General features: G+C 61.5%; 12 protein-coding genes. 6 read left to right on the forward strand and 6 right to left on the reverse strand.

What is annotated here, in order from left to right:
- Positions 1-107 precede the first annotated feature (107 nt).
- Together ABD997_RS09275 and ABD997_RS09280 are read left to right on the forward strand one after the other, a co-directional pair.
- Complete coding sequence (locus ABD997_RS09275; protein WP_345316735.1) at positions 108-2,282, forward strand: TonB-dependent receptor; 2,175 nt, start codon at positions 108-110, stop codon at positions 2,280-2,282.
- 307 nt (positions 2,283-2,589) lie between these two features.
- Positions 2,590-3,678 (forward strand): AI-2E family transporter, encoded by a 1,089-nt coding sequence (locus ABD997_RS09280; protein ID WP_345316736.1) that lies wholly within the window; start codon positions 2,590-2,592, stop codon positions 3,676-3,678.
- A gap of 117 nt (positions 3,679-3,795) precedes the next feature.
- On the opposite strand, the gene fis is transcribed toward ABD997_RS09280, so the two are convergent.
- The 3 genes from fis to prmA all read right to left on the reverse strand — a co-directional run bounded on the left by fis (position 3,796) and on the right by prmA (position 6,184).
- Positions 3,796-4,104 (reverse strand): DNA-binding transcriptional regulator Fis, encoded by a 309-nt coding sequence (gene fis / locus ABD997_RS09285; RefSeq protein ID WP_013343972.1) that lies wholly within the window; start codon positions 4,102-4,104, stop codon positions 3,796-3,798.
- A 19-nt stretch (positions 4,105-4,123) separates the two neighbouring features.
- Positions 4,124-5,089, reverse strand: coding sequence for a tRNA dihydrouridine synthase DusB (dusB, locus tag ABD997_RS09290; protein ID WP_345316737.1), 966 nt, complete (start codon positions 5,087-5,089; stop codon positions 4,124-4,126).
- A 213-nt stretch (positions 5,090-5,302) separates the two neighbouring features.
- Entirely contained in the window at positions 5,303-6,184 is an 882-nt protein-coding gene (gene prmA, locus ABD997_RS09295) for a 50S ribosomal protein L11 methyltransferase (protein ID WP_345316738.1), read from the reverse strand.
- Positions 6,185-6,427: 243 nt separating this feature from the next.
- Between prmA and ABD997_RS09300 the strand changes: the two genes are divergently transcribed.
- The 3 genes from ABD997_RS09300 to ABD997_RS09310 all read left to right on the forward strand — a co-directional run bounded on the left by ABD997_RS09300 (position 6,428) and on the right by ABD997_RS09310 (position 9,904).
- Positions 6,428-7,120, forward strand: coding sequence for a succinate dehydrogenase/fumarate reductase transmembrane subunit (locus ABD997_RS09300; RefSeq protein WP_345316739.1), 693 nt, complete (start codon positions 6,428-6,430; stop codon positions 7,118-7,120).
- A gap of 73 nt (positions 7,121-7,193) precedes the next feature.
- A complete protein-coding gene (locus ABD997_RS09305; protein ID WP_345316740.1) occupies positions 7,194-9,170 on the forward strand; it encodes a fumarate reductase flavoprotein subunit in 1,977 nt (658 codons plus the stop codon).
- Positions 9,167-9,904, forward strand: coding sequence for a fumarate reductase iron-sulfur subunit (locus ABD997_RS09310; protein WP_345316741.1), 738 nt, complete (start codon positions 9,167-9,169; stop codon positions 9,902-9,904). The genes ABD997_RS09305 and ABD997_RS09310 overlap by 4 nt, the downstream gene beginning before the upstream one ends.
- Positions 9,905-10,096: 192 nt before the next feature.
- Here the strand turns inward: ABD997_RS09310 and ABD997_RS09315 are convergent, their stop codons facing one another.
- Together ABD997_RS09315 and ABD997_RS09320 are read right to left on the reverse strand one after the other, a co-directional pair.
- Complete coding sequence (locus ABD997_RS09315; protein ID WP_345316742.1) at positions 10,097-11,545, reverse strand: VWA domain-containing protein; 1,449 nt, start codon at positions 11,543-11,545, stop codon at positions 10,097-10,099.
- Positions 11,521-13,092, reverse strand: coding sequence for an AAA family ATPase (locus tag ABD997_RS09320; protein WP_345316743.1), 1,572 nt, complete (start codon positions 13,090-13,092; stop codon positions 11,521-11,523). The genes ABD997_RS09315 and ABD997_RS09320 overlap by 25 nt, the downstream gene beginning before the upstream one ends.
- 578 nt (positions 13,093-13,670) lie before the next feature.
- On the opposite strand from ABD997_RS09320, the gene ABD997_RS09325 reads away from it, so the two are divergent.
- The gene (locus tag ABD997_RS09325) at positions 13,671-15,269 is read left to right on the forward strand and encodes a S8 family serine peptidase (RefSeq protein WP_345316744.1); all 1,599 of its coding nucleotides are present in this window, start codon (positions 13,671-13,673) and stop codon (positions 15,267-15,269) included.
- A 72-nt stretch (positions 15,270-15,341) separates the two neighbouring features.
- Here ABD997_RS09325 and accC read toward each other — a convergent pair whose 3' ends face one another.
- Positions 15,342-16,688, reverse strand: a complete 1,347-nt coding sequence (accC, locus tag ABD997_RS09330; protein ID WP_345316745.1) for an acetyl-CoA carboxylase biotin carboxylase subunit — start codon at positions 16,686-16,688, stop codon at positions 15,342-15,344.
- Positions 16,689-16,696: the final 8 nt, after the last annotated feature.

Below are 16,696 nucleotides of genomic sequence, written 5' to 3' on the forward strand. Positions count from 1 at the left end.
ACACTGTCTGTTGCCACTGGCAACCGGCGCCGCGTGACCTGCCTTCGGAATAGCCTGGGCTTGTTCGGGGAGAGTCACCGTCAATTTCAGGGAAAGGATGAAAGTCGATGAGAATACATATCTTGGCAGCCCAGATTGCGGCTGCATTGACTGGTATCAGCGCGGTACAGGCCGCTGAAGCGCCAGACGCCGGCGCAAGTAATAAAAGCATTGAAGTGATCCAGGTAACCTCTCAGAAGCGGGTGCAAAACCAGCAAGAGGTGCCGATCGCCATTACCGCCTTGAGTGAAGCCGACATCGAGCGGGTCGGTGCCACCGAGGTGAAGGATATCCAGTACTCCACCCCCAACCTGGTGATCGGGGGAACCAACCCGGTACAGCAGGTGTTCGGGATCCGTGGTATCTCCGACCGTGGGCGTAACCCCGGTTACGACCAGCGTGTTGGTGTCTACGTGGACGGCGTCTGGGTGGGTAAGTCAGCCGCCTCCAACCAGTCTGCACTGGATGTGCAGACCATCGAGGTACTGCGTGGCCCCCAGGGCACCCTGTTCGGTAAGAACACCGTGGCCGGCGCCATCAACATCACTACGCTGGAACCCACCGAAGATTTCTCCGGCCATGTGCAGGCGGAAGTGGGTAACTACAACAAGGCCCGCATAAAGGCTGCCGTGAACGGCGGTTTAACCGACTCTCTGGCCGGTAAGATCAGCCTCAGCGCCGATACCCGCGATGGCTACGTGGATAACGTCTCCGGCCTGGGTAACCGTAAGTTGAACGACAAGGAGGAGTTTGCGGGCCGTGCCCAGCTTTTGTGGCAAGGTAGCGCCACCAGCGTCAAATTCACGGTTGACCACCTGCAGAACGATTTTAGCGATGTGACCGCCGGTGTGTGGGTGGACGATCCGGTTGCGCCGGATCCGTACGAGGTCAACATTAACGCCAAGCAGGATATCGAGCTCAAGGGGATCGGTGGGGCTTCCGTTAACATCAACCACACCCTGGACAGTGGCTTCGAGCTGACCTCCATCACCTCCTATCGCTACGAAGATTGGGGCTACGAGGACTTCGATGAGGATTACACGGAAATCGCATTGGCCAGGTCCGGTATTTTTGCCGATGCCGACCACGTGACCCAGGAGTTCCGGGTTGCCTCTCCGGTGGGGGATCGCTTCGATTACGTCCTGGGCCTGTACTACCTCAACCAGAACATCGAAGGGGGCGGTGATGCATCCTTGGACCTGAATGTCTTCACCGGTGGCGCAGTGCCTATTTCGGATTACCCGCTGGGGTATGACGCCGTGGTGGACACCGAGTCCTACGCCGCCTTTGGCCACGCCAACATTAAGCTGGCCGAGAAGTGGCAGCTGACCGCGGGCCTGCGTTACACCTACGAAGAGAAGGCGATCGATTTTAGCATCATGGATCAATATCGGATCTTCTTCGCCGATGGTTCCACCAGCGAAAAGCGTGATGCCGACGACTGGTCACCCAAGGCCAGCATCAACTGGTTCGTGGCTGAGGATGTGATGCTCTACGGCGGTTACTCCCGCGCCTTTAAGAGCGGCGGCTTCAACGCCGACTTCATCGCTGACCTCGATGGCCTGGAGTTTGACGACGAGCAGGTGGACGCTTACGAGCTGGGGATGAAGAGCAGCTGGCTGGATAACAGCCTGCGTTTCAACCTGGCGCTGTTCCGCTCCGAGCACAGTGACTTCCAAGTGCAGGCCCAGACGCCTCTGCCTACTGGTGAAGGCTCTATCCTCACCGTATCTAACGCGGCGGACCTGACCAGTCAGGGCCTGGAGCTGGAGATGCAGTGGCGTATCACCGAGAACTTCACCCTGTGGGGTGGCTACGGTTACACCGACGCCAAGTTCGAAAGCTTCGATGGTTGTTCCTACAGCGAAAGTGACTCGACTGATTGTAGCGGCAACCGCCCACCGGAAGCCCCGGAGCACACCTTTAACCTGGCGTTCGAATACATCCAGCCCATCAGCAGTGGTGAACTCTTCGTCGATGCCAACTACTTCTGGCGCGATGAGATGTACTCCAACCCCAACAACGAAGAAGGGTTCAAGAACGACGACTTCAGTGAGCTGGGTGGCCGCTTCGGTTGGCGCTCCTCCGAAGGTAAGTTCCAGGTGTTCGCCTGGGGCAAGAACCTGACCGACGAGACGACCCAGATCTACAACAGTGTCTCCTTCCTGGGGCGTAAGCGCGCCGTGTACAACGCGCCGCTCATGTACGGTGTGACCTTCCGCTACAACTTCGGCTTCTACTAGTCGACACAAGTCCTAGTCGGATCAAGCGGCGGGCCAGATGGCCCGCCGTTTTTTTATCTGCTCTTTCTTCCCGGTTTTCCCTGTCCCTCTCTTGCCCTTGCCCCTGGCTTCACCACGGTCACCATGACCGTGGTGAAGCCAGGTCCTGGCATGCCTGCACAGGTCAACAGGGGGTGTCGACTCGGTGGCTGGCCTGATCTGTTTCATCGCCATGCCGCTTCGTTACATCCGTCCTGGTAGTCACCCCGGCGGCGCGTAAGTTAACTAACTTTACTGGGTCACTCTCTGTTTTCGAAAAGGCGGCCCCATGGCTGATCTTGACCCCCGTTTCCAGCGCGGCGCTGTTGAAGCGGCCATCCGGATTGGATTGCTGTTTGTCTTGGTTCTCTGGTGTTTTGAAATCATCCGACCCTTTATCACCCCGGTGGTCTGGGCGGTGATCCTGGCCGTCGCCCTGTACCCCATGTTCTGTAAGCTCAAAAGCTGGCTGGGGGGCCGCGGCGGTCTCGCCGCGGCCCTGATCGCCATCGTGGGGATGGCGATCCTGCTGCTGCCTGGCTTCCAGATCGCCGCCTCGGCGGTGGACAGCGTGGCGGCGATCGGCGCCCAGCTGGAGGAGGGCAGCTTTTCATTGCCACCGCCAGCGTCCGCAGTTAAGGCGTGGCCCCTGGTGGGCGATCTCATCTTCCAGCACTGGAGCCAGGCCTCCACGGACATCGAGAAGTACCTGCTGACCTATGCCGCCGATATCAAGCGCGTCGTCGGTGGCGCCGCGGCCTTCGCGGCGAGCCTGTTCGGTGGCATCCTGATGTTCTGCCTGTCGCTGGCGATCGCCGCTTTCCTGATGGCCAACGGGGCGGCCTGCGAAGCGGCATGCAGGCGGATCGCTTTTGGCCTGCTGGATGAGAGAGGTGGGCAACTGATGCAGCTCTCCCGTGACACCATCCAGAGTGTGGCCAAGGGGGTCCTTGGGGTGGCGGTGATCCAGTCTACCCTGATCGCCGTCGGCTTCTTCGTGGTGGGGGTTCCCGGTGCTGCGGTGCTTTACGTGGTTTTGCTGGTTGTGGCGATCGCCCAGCTGCCCTCGATCCTGGTGGTGGTGCCGGTGATCATCTATGTATTCCAGACCGAAACCACCCTGGTGGCCATCCTCTTTACTGCCTGGAGTGTCCTGGCGGGCCTCAGTGACAATGTGCTCAAACCCATGCTGCTGGGGCGGGGTATCGATGTGCCCATGTTGGTGATCCTGCTAGGCTCGCTGGGGGGAATGCTGATGTCCGGCTTTATCGGCTTATTCGTGGGGGCGGTGGTGCTGGCACTGGGTTACCAGCTGTTCATGGGCTGGCTGGAGATCAATACCCAAACTCCGCAGGAGGATTCGCCCAGGTCAGAATAGTCGCTTCGACGGGTTGCGGGCGAAAGCGCTTACGCCGCGTGTTGCAGGGCGGGCGCACAAAAAAACCGACGCTCTTTCGAGGGTCGGTTTTTAACTCAATGCATGGGATGCACCGATTTAGTTCATGCCGTACTTCTTCAGCTTCTTACGCAGGGTGCCGCGGTTGATGCCGAGGATGTTGGCGGCGCGGGTCTGGTTACCGCGGGTGTACTGCATGACGATGTCCAGCAGCGGCTGTTCCACTTCACACAGCACCATCTCGTACACTTCGGACGCTTCCTGGCCATCCAGTTGAGCAAAGTAGTTGCTTACGGCGCGCTTTACGGAGTCACGCAGCAGCTGCGGCTTCACGGTACCGTTGGGGGTTTCGATCTGACCGACGGTCAGTTGGTGCGCTTCAGAAAAGGAGTTCTGCTGATCAAACATACTGTCTTTGCTCTGTCTCTTAACAATCAAATTGCTCGAAAAAGCCGGCTAGGGCCTCACGCTGCGCGGTTGCCGAATCCAACTGGTTGAATCGGCGACGCAATTCCGGTTGTTGCTGGTTATCCAGGTACCAACCCACATGCTTCCTGGCGATGCGCATGCCGCGCTCCTCACCGTAGAAGTCATGCAGGGCTTGAAGGTGTTCCTGCATCAGCACTTGTCGCTCCGCTTTGGGCGGGGGCGGCAGATGCTGTCCGGTCTCCAGGTAGTGGTGGATCTCGCGAAAGATCCAGGGACGTCCCTGGGCAGGGCGCCCCACCATGAGTCCATCGACCCCGGTTTTATCCAGTACCTGTCGGGCCTTCTCCGGGCTGTCGATATCGCCATTGGCGACGACAGGGATGGAGATGGCCGCTTTAATCGCCGCAATGGTGTCGTACTCCGCTTCCCCTTTGTACATGCACTGTCGTGTCCGACCGTGCACCGCCAGGGCCGCAATGCCGCTTTGTTCGGCAATGCGGGCGATGTCGACGCCGTTGCGGTTATCCGGATCCCAACCGGTTCGGATCTTTAGGGTCACCGGCACTTCGACGGCGTGAACCACGGCATCGAGGATTTGGCGAACCAGATCCGGGTGGCGCAGCAGGGCTGAGCCAGCCAACTTTTTATTAACTTTCTTTGCCGGACATCCCATATTGATGTCGATGATCTGGGCGCCGCGCTCCACGTTGAAGCGGGCGGCCTGAGCCATCAACTCGGGTTCACAGCCTGCGATTTGGACGGAGCGGATCCCATCTTCGCCACTGTGGTCCATCCGTGACAGAGACTTCTCGGTCTTCCAGACATCGGGGTTGGAAGAGAGCATCTCCGACACGGCCAGGCCGGCGCCAAGCCGGCGGCACAGTCGACGGAAGGGAAGGTCAGTTACCCCGGCCATCGGCGCCACGATCAGCTGGTTGTCCAGTTGATAGGGTCCAATTTTCATGAGCATTAACCATCCGCGTCCGAAACAAGGGGGCGAATCTTACTCTTTTTTTCTGAGCCTGGGAAGGTCAGAAAATGAACGCAGAGCAAATTTTTTTGCTTGACTTTGCGCCACTCAAAGCCTTGTTTCAAGGTGATGCCCGTTAGCGTTCGCTCACTTTCTTGGCATCGCCCGTGCTGGTTAATTATTCGTCACGACGACATCATGGGGGCGTTAACGTTTGCGGCCGTCGAGTCGGCACCAGTCACCCTCGATGGCGGTGGGGTTGAGGTCAAACCACTGGCCATAGATGGCGCGAAGCTCCTCCGCCTGTTCTGTCAACAGGCCGGAGAGGGCCAGTTGGCCACCGGGTTTTACCAGGGCGCTGATCACCGGTGCCAGCTCACGCAGCGGGCCCGCCAGGATGTTGGCGACCACGACATCCGCCTGGACATTCTCGGGCTGATCCTTGGGCAGGTAGACGGTGAGTTTGTCCTCGACGCCGTTGCGCTGGGCATTGTCGGCGGAGGCGGTCAGTGCCTGCGGGTCGATATCCAGGCCGATGACGTTGTTGGCACCGAGCTTAATGGCGGCGATCGCCAGGATCCCTGAGCCGCAGCCAAAGTCGATCACCGACTTGCCTTCCAGGTCCAGGCCGTCCAGCCAGGTGAGGCAGAGGGCGGTGGTGGGGTGGGTGCCGGTGCCGAAGGCGAGGCCGGGATCCAGCAGCACGTTGACCGCCTCCGGTTCCGGCGCCTCGCGCCAGCTGGGGCAGATCCAGAGCCGGCGGCCAAACTGCATCGGGTGGAAGTTCTCCATCCACTCTCGCTCCCAATCCTTATCCTCCAGGGCCTCCACCTTGTACGCCATCTGGTTCGACAGCTCCGGCAGGGTTTTCAGCTCGGCAATCACCGGTTCCATCTCGGTGATGGCGTCGAAGAGGCCTACTACATCAGTATCGCCCCAGAGGCGGGTTTCACCGGGGGCCGGCTCGAACACCGGGGTGTCCTTGGCATCGAGGAAGGTGACTGAGACGGCACCGAGCTCCATCAGCTGGTCACTGATGGTGTCGGCGGTGTCGGCGGTGGCGTTGAGACGCAGTTGGATCCAGGCCATGGGGTTCTCTTTCTGGGATAGTGTTCGAATGGGCGAATTGTAATGGCTGGTTGCGGCGGCGCCACTGTTTTCCCTCGGCGACTCTAAATCGCAACGCGTCTTTATGCGGCCGCCGGCGTGATCCAGGTGTGATCCTTGCGATGAATCGCATTTTCCGTGATCGTCGATGTGATCGCGGTCAAAGTTGTTTGGCGGTCGAATGCCTACATTTTACAGACTGTGCCTAAAGGGAGATGCGACAGAATGCGCAAGTTATTGGCGTTGGGCCGGGGCCCGGCGAGGATGGAGATCCTGCAGGGGGTGACGGGGGCGGCGCTGACGCTGTTCCTCTTTATCCACCTGCACCTGGAAGCCAGCGTGCTGTTTGGTCCTGAGGCCTTTAATACCGTGGCCTGGATGCTGCACGCCGGCTGGGCGGATCCCGCCGGAGTGGGCTATGGCGCGCCGGTGGTGATCGCCGTGCTGGGGGTAACCCTGCTACTGGTGCTGCACGTGCTGGCGGTGTTGCGTCGCCTGCCGGGTGAGTGGCGCAAGGTGAAGGCGTTGCGTCACCATACCCAGGTGGTGCGTCATGAGGGCACCCGGCTTTGGGTGCTGCAGATGCTCAGTGGCGTGGCGATGATGATTCTGGTGCCTATTCACCTGGTCACCATGCTGACCCAGCCCCATAGCCTGGGAGCGGAGCCCTCCTCGCTGAGGGTGGTATTCGAGGGGGGCTGGCTGCTCTACCTACTGCTGTTGCCGTTGGCGGTGCTCCATGGTGTCGCCGGCGTGACCCGGCTGTGGCTCAAATGGTGCCCCTATGCCGAACCCCGTCAGCAGGGGCGTCGCTGGATGCGTCGGGTGGCGCTTTACCTGCTAATCCTCGGCGGCCTCAGCCTGTTGATGCAGATCTACAACGGTCTGTTCCTGTTTTCCCCCTCCCTAACCGGATGAACGCACTGCGGACCCTGGGACAGATTTTTAGGCCGGACCACTGAGTGATAGGCCGCGCAAGGAGAGAGATATTATGAAGATCCGCTATACCGATGCCCTGGTGATAGGTGGTGGACTGGCAGGACTGAGGGTGGCGCTGGCGGCCCGTGAGAGGGGGCACCAGGCGGTTGTCCTCTCCCTGGTGCCGGCCAAGCGCTCCCACTCGGCCGCCGCTCAAGGCGGCATGCAGGCCAGCCTCGGCAACTCGGTGATGGGCCAGGGCGATAACGAGGATGTGCACTTCCTCGATACGGTGAAGGGCTCCGACTGGGGCTGCGATCAAACCGTGGCAAGGATGTTTACCCATGTGGCGCCCAAGGCGGTTCGCCAGTCTGCCAGCTGGGGGGTGCCCTGGAGCCGGATCAAGCACGGCCCCCGGGAGGCGGTGATCAACGCCGAGCACACCACCCTGCATGAGCCGCTGGAGGCCCACGGGCTGATCCAGGCCCGGGACTTCGGCGGTACGGCCAAGTGGCGTACCTGCTACACCAGCGACGGCACCGGCCACTCTCTGCTTTACGCCCTGGACAACCAGGCGATCGGCGCCGGCATCGAGGTGCATGAGCGGGTGGAGGCGCTGCGTCTGGTCCACGACGGTCAGCGCTGCCATGGCGCCATCGTGCGGGATCTTATTACCGGTGAGCTGGTGGCCTACCTGGCCCGCACCACCACGCTGGCGACCGGGGGCTGGGGGCGGCTCTGGTCGGTGTCTACCAACGCCCTGATCTGCGAAGGCACCGGCGCCGCCCTGGCGCTGGATGCCGGGGTGGCCCTGGGTAACCCGGAGGCGGTGCAGTTCCACCCTACCGCCATCGTGCCGGTGGGGATCCTTACCACCGAGGGATGCCGCGGCGACGGTGGGCTGCTGCGGGACGTGGATGGCCACCGCTTCATGCCGGATTACGAGCCGGAGAAGAAGGAGTTGGCCTCCCGTGACGTGGTCTCCCGGCGGATGACCGAGCATATGCGCAAGGGTAAAGGGGTGCCGAGCCCCTACGGCGATCACCTCTGGTTGGACATCACCATCCTGGGCCGCGAGCATATCGAGAAGAACCTGCGGGAGGTAAAGGAGATCTGCGAGCACTTCCTGGGGATCGATCCCGCCGAGGAGTGGATCCCGGTGCGACCCACCCAGCACTACTCCATGGGCGGTGTGCGCACCAATGCCGATGGGGAGAGCGATGGCCTCAAGGGGTTGTTCGCGGTGGGCGAGGTGGCCTGCTGGGACCTGCACGGGTTCAACCGCCTGGGCGGCAACTCCCTGGCGGAAACCGTGGTGGCGGGGATGATCGTCGGTGAGAAGGTGGCCGATGCCTGCGGGCAGTACCCCATGGGGGATCCGGCCCTGGGCCGGGAAGCCGGGGCGGCGGTGGAGCAGGAGATCACCGAACTGCTGGACCGCTCCAGCGGCAGCGACCCCATTGCGCTGCGTGCGCGGATGGAAACGCTGATGATGGACAAGGTGGGGATCTTCCGCAATGAAACCGAGTTGGCCCAGGCGGTGTCGGCCCTCCAGGCGCTGGTGACGGAGAGTGAGCAGCTCTGCGTACGGACCAAGAAGCGTCACGCCAACCCCGAGCTGGTGGATGCCCTGAGGGTCCGCAAGATGCTGCGGATCGCCCTCTGTATCGCGACGGCGGCCCGGGCCCGGACCGAAAGTCGCGGTGCCCATGCCCGTGAGGACTATCCTGAGCGCAATGACAGGGATTGGCTCAAGCGCACCCTGGTACGCTGGCCCGAAGGGAAGGCGGGGCCACAACTCGACTACGAGGCGCTGGATGTGATGGCGATGGAGTTGCCGCCGGGCTTCCGGGGTTACGGTAAGGATCTCACCATTACCCACCCGGACAGCGCGGCACGCCAGGCGCAGATAGATGCCTGGGACCGGGCCCACCCCTATGCCACCGCCACCGAGCGGCAGCGGGCGCTGATGCCCTTCGACCTGCCCGCGGGACTCGAGGGGCCCAACCGGCGCCTCGGCGATAACGACACTGATTCTGGAGCGCTGTGATGAGCCCTCGTACCCTGACTTTTACCATTTTCCGTTACGACCCCCAGGACCCTGACGATACTCCGCGTCAGCAGGAGTTTCAGCTGGAGGAAGCCCCGGGGATGACGGTGTTCGTGGCGCTCAAGATGCTGCGGGAGACCCAGGACCCGAGCCTGCAGTTTGATTTTGTCTGCCGGGCGGGGATTTGCGGCAGCTGTGCCATGGTGATCAACGGCGTGCCCACCCTGGCCTGCCGTACCCTCACCGCCAACTACCCCGAGGGGCGGATCACCCTGATGCCCCTGCCGGGGTTCGAGCTGATCGGCGATCTTTCTGTCAATACCGGTAAGTTCATGCGTGCCCTGTCCGAGCGGCTGGCGGCCTGGCTGCACCCGAAATCCGTTGACCACAGTCATGACGAGCTGGAGCAGAGGATGGAGCCCCACCTGGCGGAGGCGATCTACGACACCGATCGTTGCGTTGAGTGCGGCTGCTGTGTGGCCGCCTGCGCCACCGCCCAGATGCGCGAAACTTTCGTGGGCGCCGTGGGCCTGAACAAGGTGGCTCGCTTTGCCCTGGACGACCGCGATTGCCGGGAGGTGGATGACTTCTACCACGTCATCGGTGACGAGGATGGGGTGTTCGGCTGCATGACCTTGCTGGGCTGCGCCGATACCTGCCCGAAGAACCTCAACCACCAGATGCAGATTGGCTACCTGCGGCGCAAGCTGGCGCTGCACCCTCGCATCCTGTAGCTGTGCCCACACCACCGGTGTCCCGCCCGTACTCGGAGGACACCGGTCCCCCCAAGCGATTAGATAGCTGCTCCTAAATAGGTTCCACGTTCGTGTGAGCCCAGAAGCCTCGGGCTTTGATCCGGCTCTTAGGAACTCGGGCCTAGATTGCCTTCGCCAAAGGTGGGGGGCAGCACAATTCGGAACAGTGATTTAGGCCGAGCCCTCCAGTGCGGTGAGCCAGACCGGGAGTGCCTCGCCCGGTAGGGGCACTGCCCCTCCTGTTTGTGACTGAATGTCCCCGCTGCGGGCATCATAGTGCCAGTAGTGATCCATCTGACTGTCCAGGCTGCTGTCGCAACTCTGCTCGCCGATCATCACGCCAAAGCAGTGATGGCCTCGCTGACGTTGGTGGCCAAGTTGCGCAAGCAGCTCTGTGGGCAGATCCGCCAGGACAAAATCGGAGATCAACACCAGGTCCCCCAGGGCGTAGTGGGGATCGGAGAGTCGGGCCAGCGCTGCCTCCAGGGCGGGCACCACGTCGGTGCCGCCGTGGAAACTTTGACACAGGAAGGTAACGAGGGCATCGGGGGTTTGTTGTAGATCCAGCTCGGCCAGCAGAGTAGAGAAGTTGATGAGGTAGCAGGCCCGGCCCTGGGCGAGGGCCCGGGTGGCCAGGCAGAGGGCGATCGCCTTGGCGGCCAGTTCTGGCGCGCCCTGCATCGACAGGCTGCTGTCGATGCACAGGATAAGCGGCCCCGGCTGCCGGGTGACGGTGCTGGCTTCCAGCCGCTGCACCGTGCGCCACTGCCACTGCTGTTGCCAGCCCCGGCGCTGATACTGGCTGAGGCGATGCTCCAGGTACTTGAGGTCAAACAGGGTTTCCAGCTCCGGATCGGCAAGCTGCGCCAGCTCCGCAGGCAACGCCAACGGCAGATCCCGCCCACACTCAACCCCGAACAGCGCCTCCGGCACCGCGGCATTGGCGCGATGGGCTGGCACCCGCTCCCGGACATCAACCGGGTGATACTCGGTCTGTTCGGCGGGACGTCGTTGCCGTCCTATCTGGTCACACAGTGCCAGGATCCCGGGGTTTCCCTCCAGGTACTCTGCCCAGCGAAGCAGCTCCACCGAGGCCTGCACCGTCGGGCGATCCTCACTGAAATCCACCAGGAATCCCGGGTCCAGCCCCATGGGTGAGAAGCGTCGGCTCAGGGCCAGAAGCTGCTCCAGCCAGGGGCGGAGCTGTGCCAGGTAGCGCTGTCGCAGCGCCTGTAACTGGGCCAGGCGCCAGTGTTGATGTTCCCCATCCAGTGCCCGTCGCCACTGGGTCAGCAGCAGGCGCACGAGGGCGGCCCGTTGGCGGGGTGCGTTACTCTGCTCCTGCCTCGCGACCCAGAACGCCCGGTTGTCCGGTAATCGACACTGCTGGCGAAAGTGCTGATAACTGCCGCTGGCGCATGCCAGTTCGACCTGCTCCGGCGGGGTCGACTCCAGCTCAGCAAGCTGCTGCTCCCACAGGGTGAAGGGGCTGGTCTCCGCCAGGATCTTCGCCGCTTGCGCCTCCAGCTTGGCCAGGGTCTGCGCCAGTTTGCGCTGCAGGCCAGGTGACTGGCGCAGTACGCTGGCGTAGTCGCTTAGCTCGCTTTCAAGGTGCAACATGGTGTGACCAGGCTCTGCAGGCTATCGCAACGTAACAGCGCCAGTTCAAGCGCTTCAATCTGCGCTTCCAGGCCGGTGAGTACCTGAGTTACCAGGGGGGCGGGTACGAAGGGCGTATGGGCTCGTGGGCGGTAGTCGTCCAGGAACGCGGCGGTGCTGTCGAGGCGTTCCATCAGTCTTTGGCGTTGCCGGGAAAGGGCATCGAGCAGGGTTGCCAGGGTTGCCTCATCCCGCTCCGGGCGAGGGTCACCTTTACGGTGAAGCAGGGGCGGCAGAAAGGGCTCCACATGGAAGCCGCTCTGTTCGAAACGCCCCTGCTCTTCATAGCGGATCTCCAAGATGCCGGACGGCTTAAAGCGGCACTGAACATTTTCCCGCAGCGGCCCCAGTGGGTCGAAGGGGTGAAAGGGGGTATCGCTGCTCATCTGGCTGCGATGAACATAGAAGTCGAAATGAACCGGATCACGACGGCGGTGCTCATGACGGGCGGTGGCCTGAACATAGAAAAATCCCCCCCTATCTGGGCGTGCCGCTCCCTCATTGGCGAAGAAGAATTGCTGGGGAAAAAACTCCACCGTATCGAAGACATCCTCCTCGAAGAAGAGCAGGCTGTGGAGCTGTTGCTCCAGGGCGTCAAGCTCCGAGTGACAGGCGGAGTGATCCTCCTGGGCCAGGGTGTCCACCACCAACTGCTGGATCGCCTCTCGTTGGCTCGGTTCCTGCCAGAGAACGTGGCGCAGCAGTAGCAGATCGCTGTAGTTGGTCTCTGCACGGCCACAGAGGTAGGCGGATGCCTTGAGAAGGGCTGCGGCCTGGTGCCAGCGCCGGTCCGATATGTAGAGATGGTCCGGCAGGGCGGCCTTGATACGGCGGATCGCCGCCAGGCTGTCCGGGCCGATCCGCACGGACGGGTATGCTTGCTGCCATCCTTGCCACTCATCCCGACGGATCGGCTGGTCAGGGGTGACGGGCCGATCCGCAGCGGGTTGGTTTAGGAGGGTGGCAAAATGGTCCCACTGCTGGGTGGGTTCGGTGACCAGGCGAACCAGAAAGCGGTCGTACAGGGCCTCCAGCCCCTGATCCGGCTCGGGCAGTTCGTTGGAAGCGGCCAACACCCCCATCAGAGGCACCGGCAGCATCTCTTCCCCATTACGAAAGCGCCTTTCATTGACCAAAGTCAGCAGGGTATTGAGGATGGCGGGACTGGACTTGAACAGCTCATCCAGGAAGGCTACTTCGGCGCTGGGCAGGTAGCCCTGGACCCGGCGCTCGTAGCGGTCGGCTTTCAGCGCCTGAATGGAGACTGGACCGAAGATCTCATCCGGGGTGCTGAACCGGTTCATCAGGAACTCGAAGTAGCTTGTTTGCTCGAAGGCGGCGGCCACGCGACGGGCCAGCAGGCTTTTGGCGGTGCCGGGAGGGCCGAACAGGAAACTGTGCTGGCCGGCGAGGGTGGCCAGCAGGGTCACCGCCAACGCTTCCTCCCGTTCATGCAGGCCTTGGCCGAGGCTTTGCAGCAGTGAAGTCAGGCGTTGTGTCAGGGGCACAGGCTATCTCCAGGGGGGGTGATGGAAAAGGTTGCAATGAAGAGGGGATGGGGGCACCCAATGCGCGGCATCAGGTCCCAGCTCAGAGTGTGAAATAGAGGACCACTCTGCGCCACAGCCACCCTGAGACCATGCTCTTCTGCTCATGAGTGGCAGGATAGAAGGCATTGCCCTCCTCCTGCTGTGAGCCTGGTGGCATTGTTGGGATCCTCTCGGTGGCAATCGGGTGAAGCGATCATTTTTGAGCTTTATAAAGCTAGGTTTACCGAGTCCGACTCCGGCAGGGGTCGGCAGGTGAAGCCGAATTTCGGGTTACTACTTCTAAGCGCCTGCCCCTTTTCCTGCAAGCTGTGCAACCGGCGGAAGCCCTTATGGGGACCGCCGACGATTCTTGCCCCACAGACCCCGTTACCCTTTCCATTTAATTGAACGGAAATCATTTTTTTTCTGGTGGGTGAATTCTGGTTTTGCAAAGTGGGGTGTCGCCGACTAGGTTGGTGATTGGCAGCTAAGCTGGCGACCAAGGAAAGGGTTGTGCTGCCCCATAGACGTTTAACAACGATTGAGGGAATTTCAGCATGACAAGAGTCACCACTTCATTGGGCTTATCCGCCCTGGCGCTGGCAATGTTCGCGGGCTCGGCAGCTGCCGACGAGGGATCGGCCCGTTACATCGTCAAATACCAGGCAGGCCAGGGGGCCGCCGTGCAGGCCGCCGTCGCGGCTCAGCAGGGTCAGGTAATGCGGGAACTCAGTGCCCGTCACGCCATCTCTGTTAGTTTGCCTCAGGGCCGCGCCGACGCTCTGGCCAGACACCCCCACGTGGAGTTTCTGGAGGAGGATGTAAAACGCTTCCCGATGGCGGAAACTACGCCCTATGGGGTTATCCAGGTTCAGGGGGATCAACTGGGCCTGAACGCCTCGGCCCCCACCAAAGTCTGTATTATCGACTCGGGCTATGACCTCGCCCACGAGGACCTGCTCAGTGCCGGGGTCGATGGCACCAATGATTCTGGTACCGGTAACTGGTTTACCGACGAGAACGGCCACGGTACCCATGTTGCGGGCACCATTGCGGCGGCCTCAAACAACGGGATCGGGGTGGTTGGCGTGGTGTCTGACCCGGGCCTGAATCTTCATATTATTAAGGTGTTCGGTGCCGATGGCTGGGCCTATTCCTCCGGCCTGGTGGCGGCCCTGGATGCCTGTAAGGCGGCCCGCGGTGCCAATGAAAATCTGGTGATCAACATGAGCCTCGGCGGAAGTCGCAAGAGCCGTTTCGAGGAGCAGGCGTTCGCTCAGGCGGACAGCGAGGGGATCCTCAGTGTTGCGGCGGCAGGTAACGATGGCACCACCCGAGACTCCTTCCCGGCCTCCTACGGTTCGGTGGTCTCCGTGGCCGCGATCGATGAGCAGAAACAGATTGCCAGCTTTTCACAGCAAAACGCACAGGTTGAGTTCTCTGGTCCTGGTGTGGCAGTCCTCTCTACGGTCCCCATGGGCACTGCCAGCGTGGCCAGCCTGACGGCAAACAATACCGATTATGCCGCTGAGGGGATGGAGGATTCCCCTTCCGGCTCGGCCAGCGGTGAAATGGTGGATTGTGGCTTGGGCGAGTCCGCCTGCGCCGCCGCAGGCGGTAAGGTCTGCTTGATTAGCCGCGGTAACATCTCCTTCGCTGATAAGGTTCTTAACTGTCAGGCCGGGGGTGGCAGCGCGGCGGTGATCTTCAACAACGAACCGGGGATGCTGTACGGCACCTTGGGAGGGGTGGCCACCAACATCCCGTCCGTTGGGATCAGCGATGTGGATGGGGCGACCCTGTTGCAGGCGCTCTCTTCCGGGGTGGTCAATGCGTCCGTCGATGTGGGAGCCGGCAACTACGCCTACTTCAACGGCACTTCCATGGCGACCCCCCATGTGGTGGCGGTCGCGGCCCTGGTTTGGAGCAACCACAGTAGCTGCAGCAATGTTGATATCCGTAATGCTCTGGCAGCAACCGCAGAAGATCTGGGTGCGACGGGCCGTGACAATGCCTATGGCTACGGCTTGGTCCAGGCGAAACTGGCCAGCGACTACCTGACCACTTATGGCTGTGCCGGTGATGGCAGCAATGGGGGTGACGGTGGTAATGGCGGCGGTGGCGGTGGCGGCAAGGGCAAGCCGAAGCGCCTCTAAAGCTGAAACTGACACCCAGTAAAAATAAAAAACCGGCCTGATGGCCGGTTTTTTATTGTCTCGAGGCGACGATTAACGCTCCGCTTCGAGTTTCTTCTCCAGGTAGTGGATGTTGGTGCCACCGTTCTGGAAGTTCTCATCGTCCATGATCCGCTGCTGCAGCGGAACGTTACACTTGATCCCGTCCACCACTAGCTCGCGCAGGGCGTTGCGCATCCGGGCGATGGCGATGCCGCGATTCTCTCCATAAGTGATCAGCTTGCCGATCATGGAGTCGTAGTGCGGCGGCACTGTGTAGCCCGCATAGATATGGGAGTCCCAGCGGATCCCCATACCACCGGGCGGGTGGAAGTGCTCGATCTTACCCGGAGAGGGCATGAAGGTTTCCGGGTCTTCGGCGTTGATGCGGCACTCGATGGCATGGCCACGTAGATGAACGTCATCCTGGGTAATGGAGAGGGGCTGACCTGCGGCGATCCTCAGCTGCTCCTTGATCAGGTCGACCCCTGTCACCATCTCGGTGACGGGATGCTCCACCTGGATCCGGGTATTCATTTCGATGAAGTAGAATTCGCCGTTCTCGTAGAGGAACTCGAAGGTTCCCGCACCGCGGTAGCCGATCTCAACGCAGGCGCGGGCACAACGTTCACCGATAAACTTGCGCATTTCGGTGCTGATCCCCGGCGCCGGGGCTTCCTCGACCACTTTCTGATGGCGACGCTGCATGGAGCAGTCCCGCTCACCGAGATGGATGGCATTGCCCTGCCCGTCTGCCAGAACCTGAACTTCGACGTGACGGGGGTTTTCCAGGAATTTCTCCATGTACACCACGGAGTTGCCGAAGAAGCTTCCCGCTTCGGACTGGGTCACGCTGATCGCTTCAAGCAGCTCGCTCTCTTTGCGAACCACCCGCATACCGCGACCGCCGCCGCCACCGGCTGCCTTGATGATCACCGGGTAGCCGATGCGCTTGGCGATCTGCAGGTTGCGCTGGTTGTCGTCGGTCAGGGGACCGTCAGAGCCGGGAACGCAGGGTACGCCAGCTTTTTTCATCGCTTCGATGGCGGATACCTTGTCGCCCATGAGGCGGATGGTCTCCGCTTTCGGGCCGATGAAGATAAAGCCACTTTTCTCGACCTGCTCGGCAAAGTCGGCGTTTTCCGACAGGAAGCCGTAGCCGGGGTGGATGGCGATGGCATCGGTGACCTCGGCAGCGGCGATCAGGGAGGGAACATTAAGGTAGCTCTCCGTTGCCGGCGCGTTGCCGATGCAGATGGTTTCATCCGCCAATAGGACATGTTTAAGGTCGCGGTCGGCGGTGGAGTGCACCGCCACGGTTTTGATCCCAAGTTCGCGGCAAGCGCGAAGGATCCGCAAGGCTATCTCGCCACGGTTGGCGATCACCACTTTATCCAACATGAGGCGCT

The sequence above is a fragment of the Ferrimonas gelatinilytica genome (assembly GCF_039544205.1).
Lineage (GTDB): Bacteria > Pseudomonadota > Gammaproteobacteria > Enterobacterales > Shewanellaceae > Ferrimonas > Ferrimonas gelatinilytica.

Bases quoted from the DNA above. Each gene is read 5' to 3' on its own strand.
- ABD997_RS09275 (WP_345316735.1), top strand. From the start codon at position 108: ATGAGAATACATATCTTGGCAGCCCAGATTGCGGCTGCATTGACTGGT.
- ABD997_RS09280 (WP_345316736.1), top strand. From the start codon at position 2,590: ATGGCTGATCTTGACCCCCGTTTCCAGCGCGGCGCTGTTGAAGCGGCC.
- fis (WP_013343972.1), bottom strand. From the start codon at position 4,104: ATGTTTGATCAGCAGAACTCCTTTTCTGAAGCGCACCAACTGACCGTC.
- dusB (WP_345316737.1), bottom strand. From the start codon at position 5,089: ATGAAAATTGGACCCTATCAACTGGACAACCAGCTGATCGTGGCGCCG.
- prmA (WP_345316738.1), bottom strand. From the start codon at position 6,184: ATGGCCTGGATCCAACTGCGTCTCAACGCCACCGCCGACACCGCCGAC.
- ABD997_RS09300 (WP_345316739.1), top strand. From the start codon at position 6,428: ATGCGCAAGTTATTGGCGTTGGGCCGGGGCCCGGCGAGGATGGAGATC.
- ABD997_RS09305 (WP_345316740.1), top strand. From the start codon at position 7,194: ATGAAGATCCGCTATACCGATGCCCTGGTGATAGGTGGTGGACTGGCA.
- ABD997_RS09315 (WP_345316742.1), bottom strand. From the start codon at position 11,545: ATGTTGCACCTTGAAAGCGAGCTAAGCGACTACGCCAGCGTACTGCGC.
- ABD997_RS09325 (WP_345316744.1), top strand. From the start codon at position 13,671: ATGACAAGAGTCACCACTTCATTGGGCTTATCCGCCCTGGCGCTGGCA.
- accC (WP_345316745.1), bottom strand. From the start codon at position 16,688: ATGTTGGATAAAGTGGTGATCGCCAACCGTGGCGAGATAGCCTTGCGG.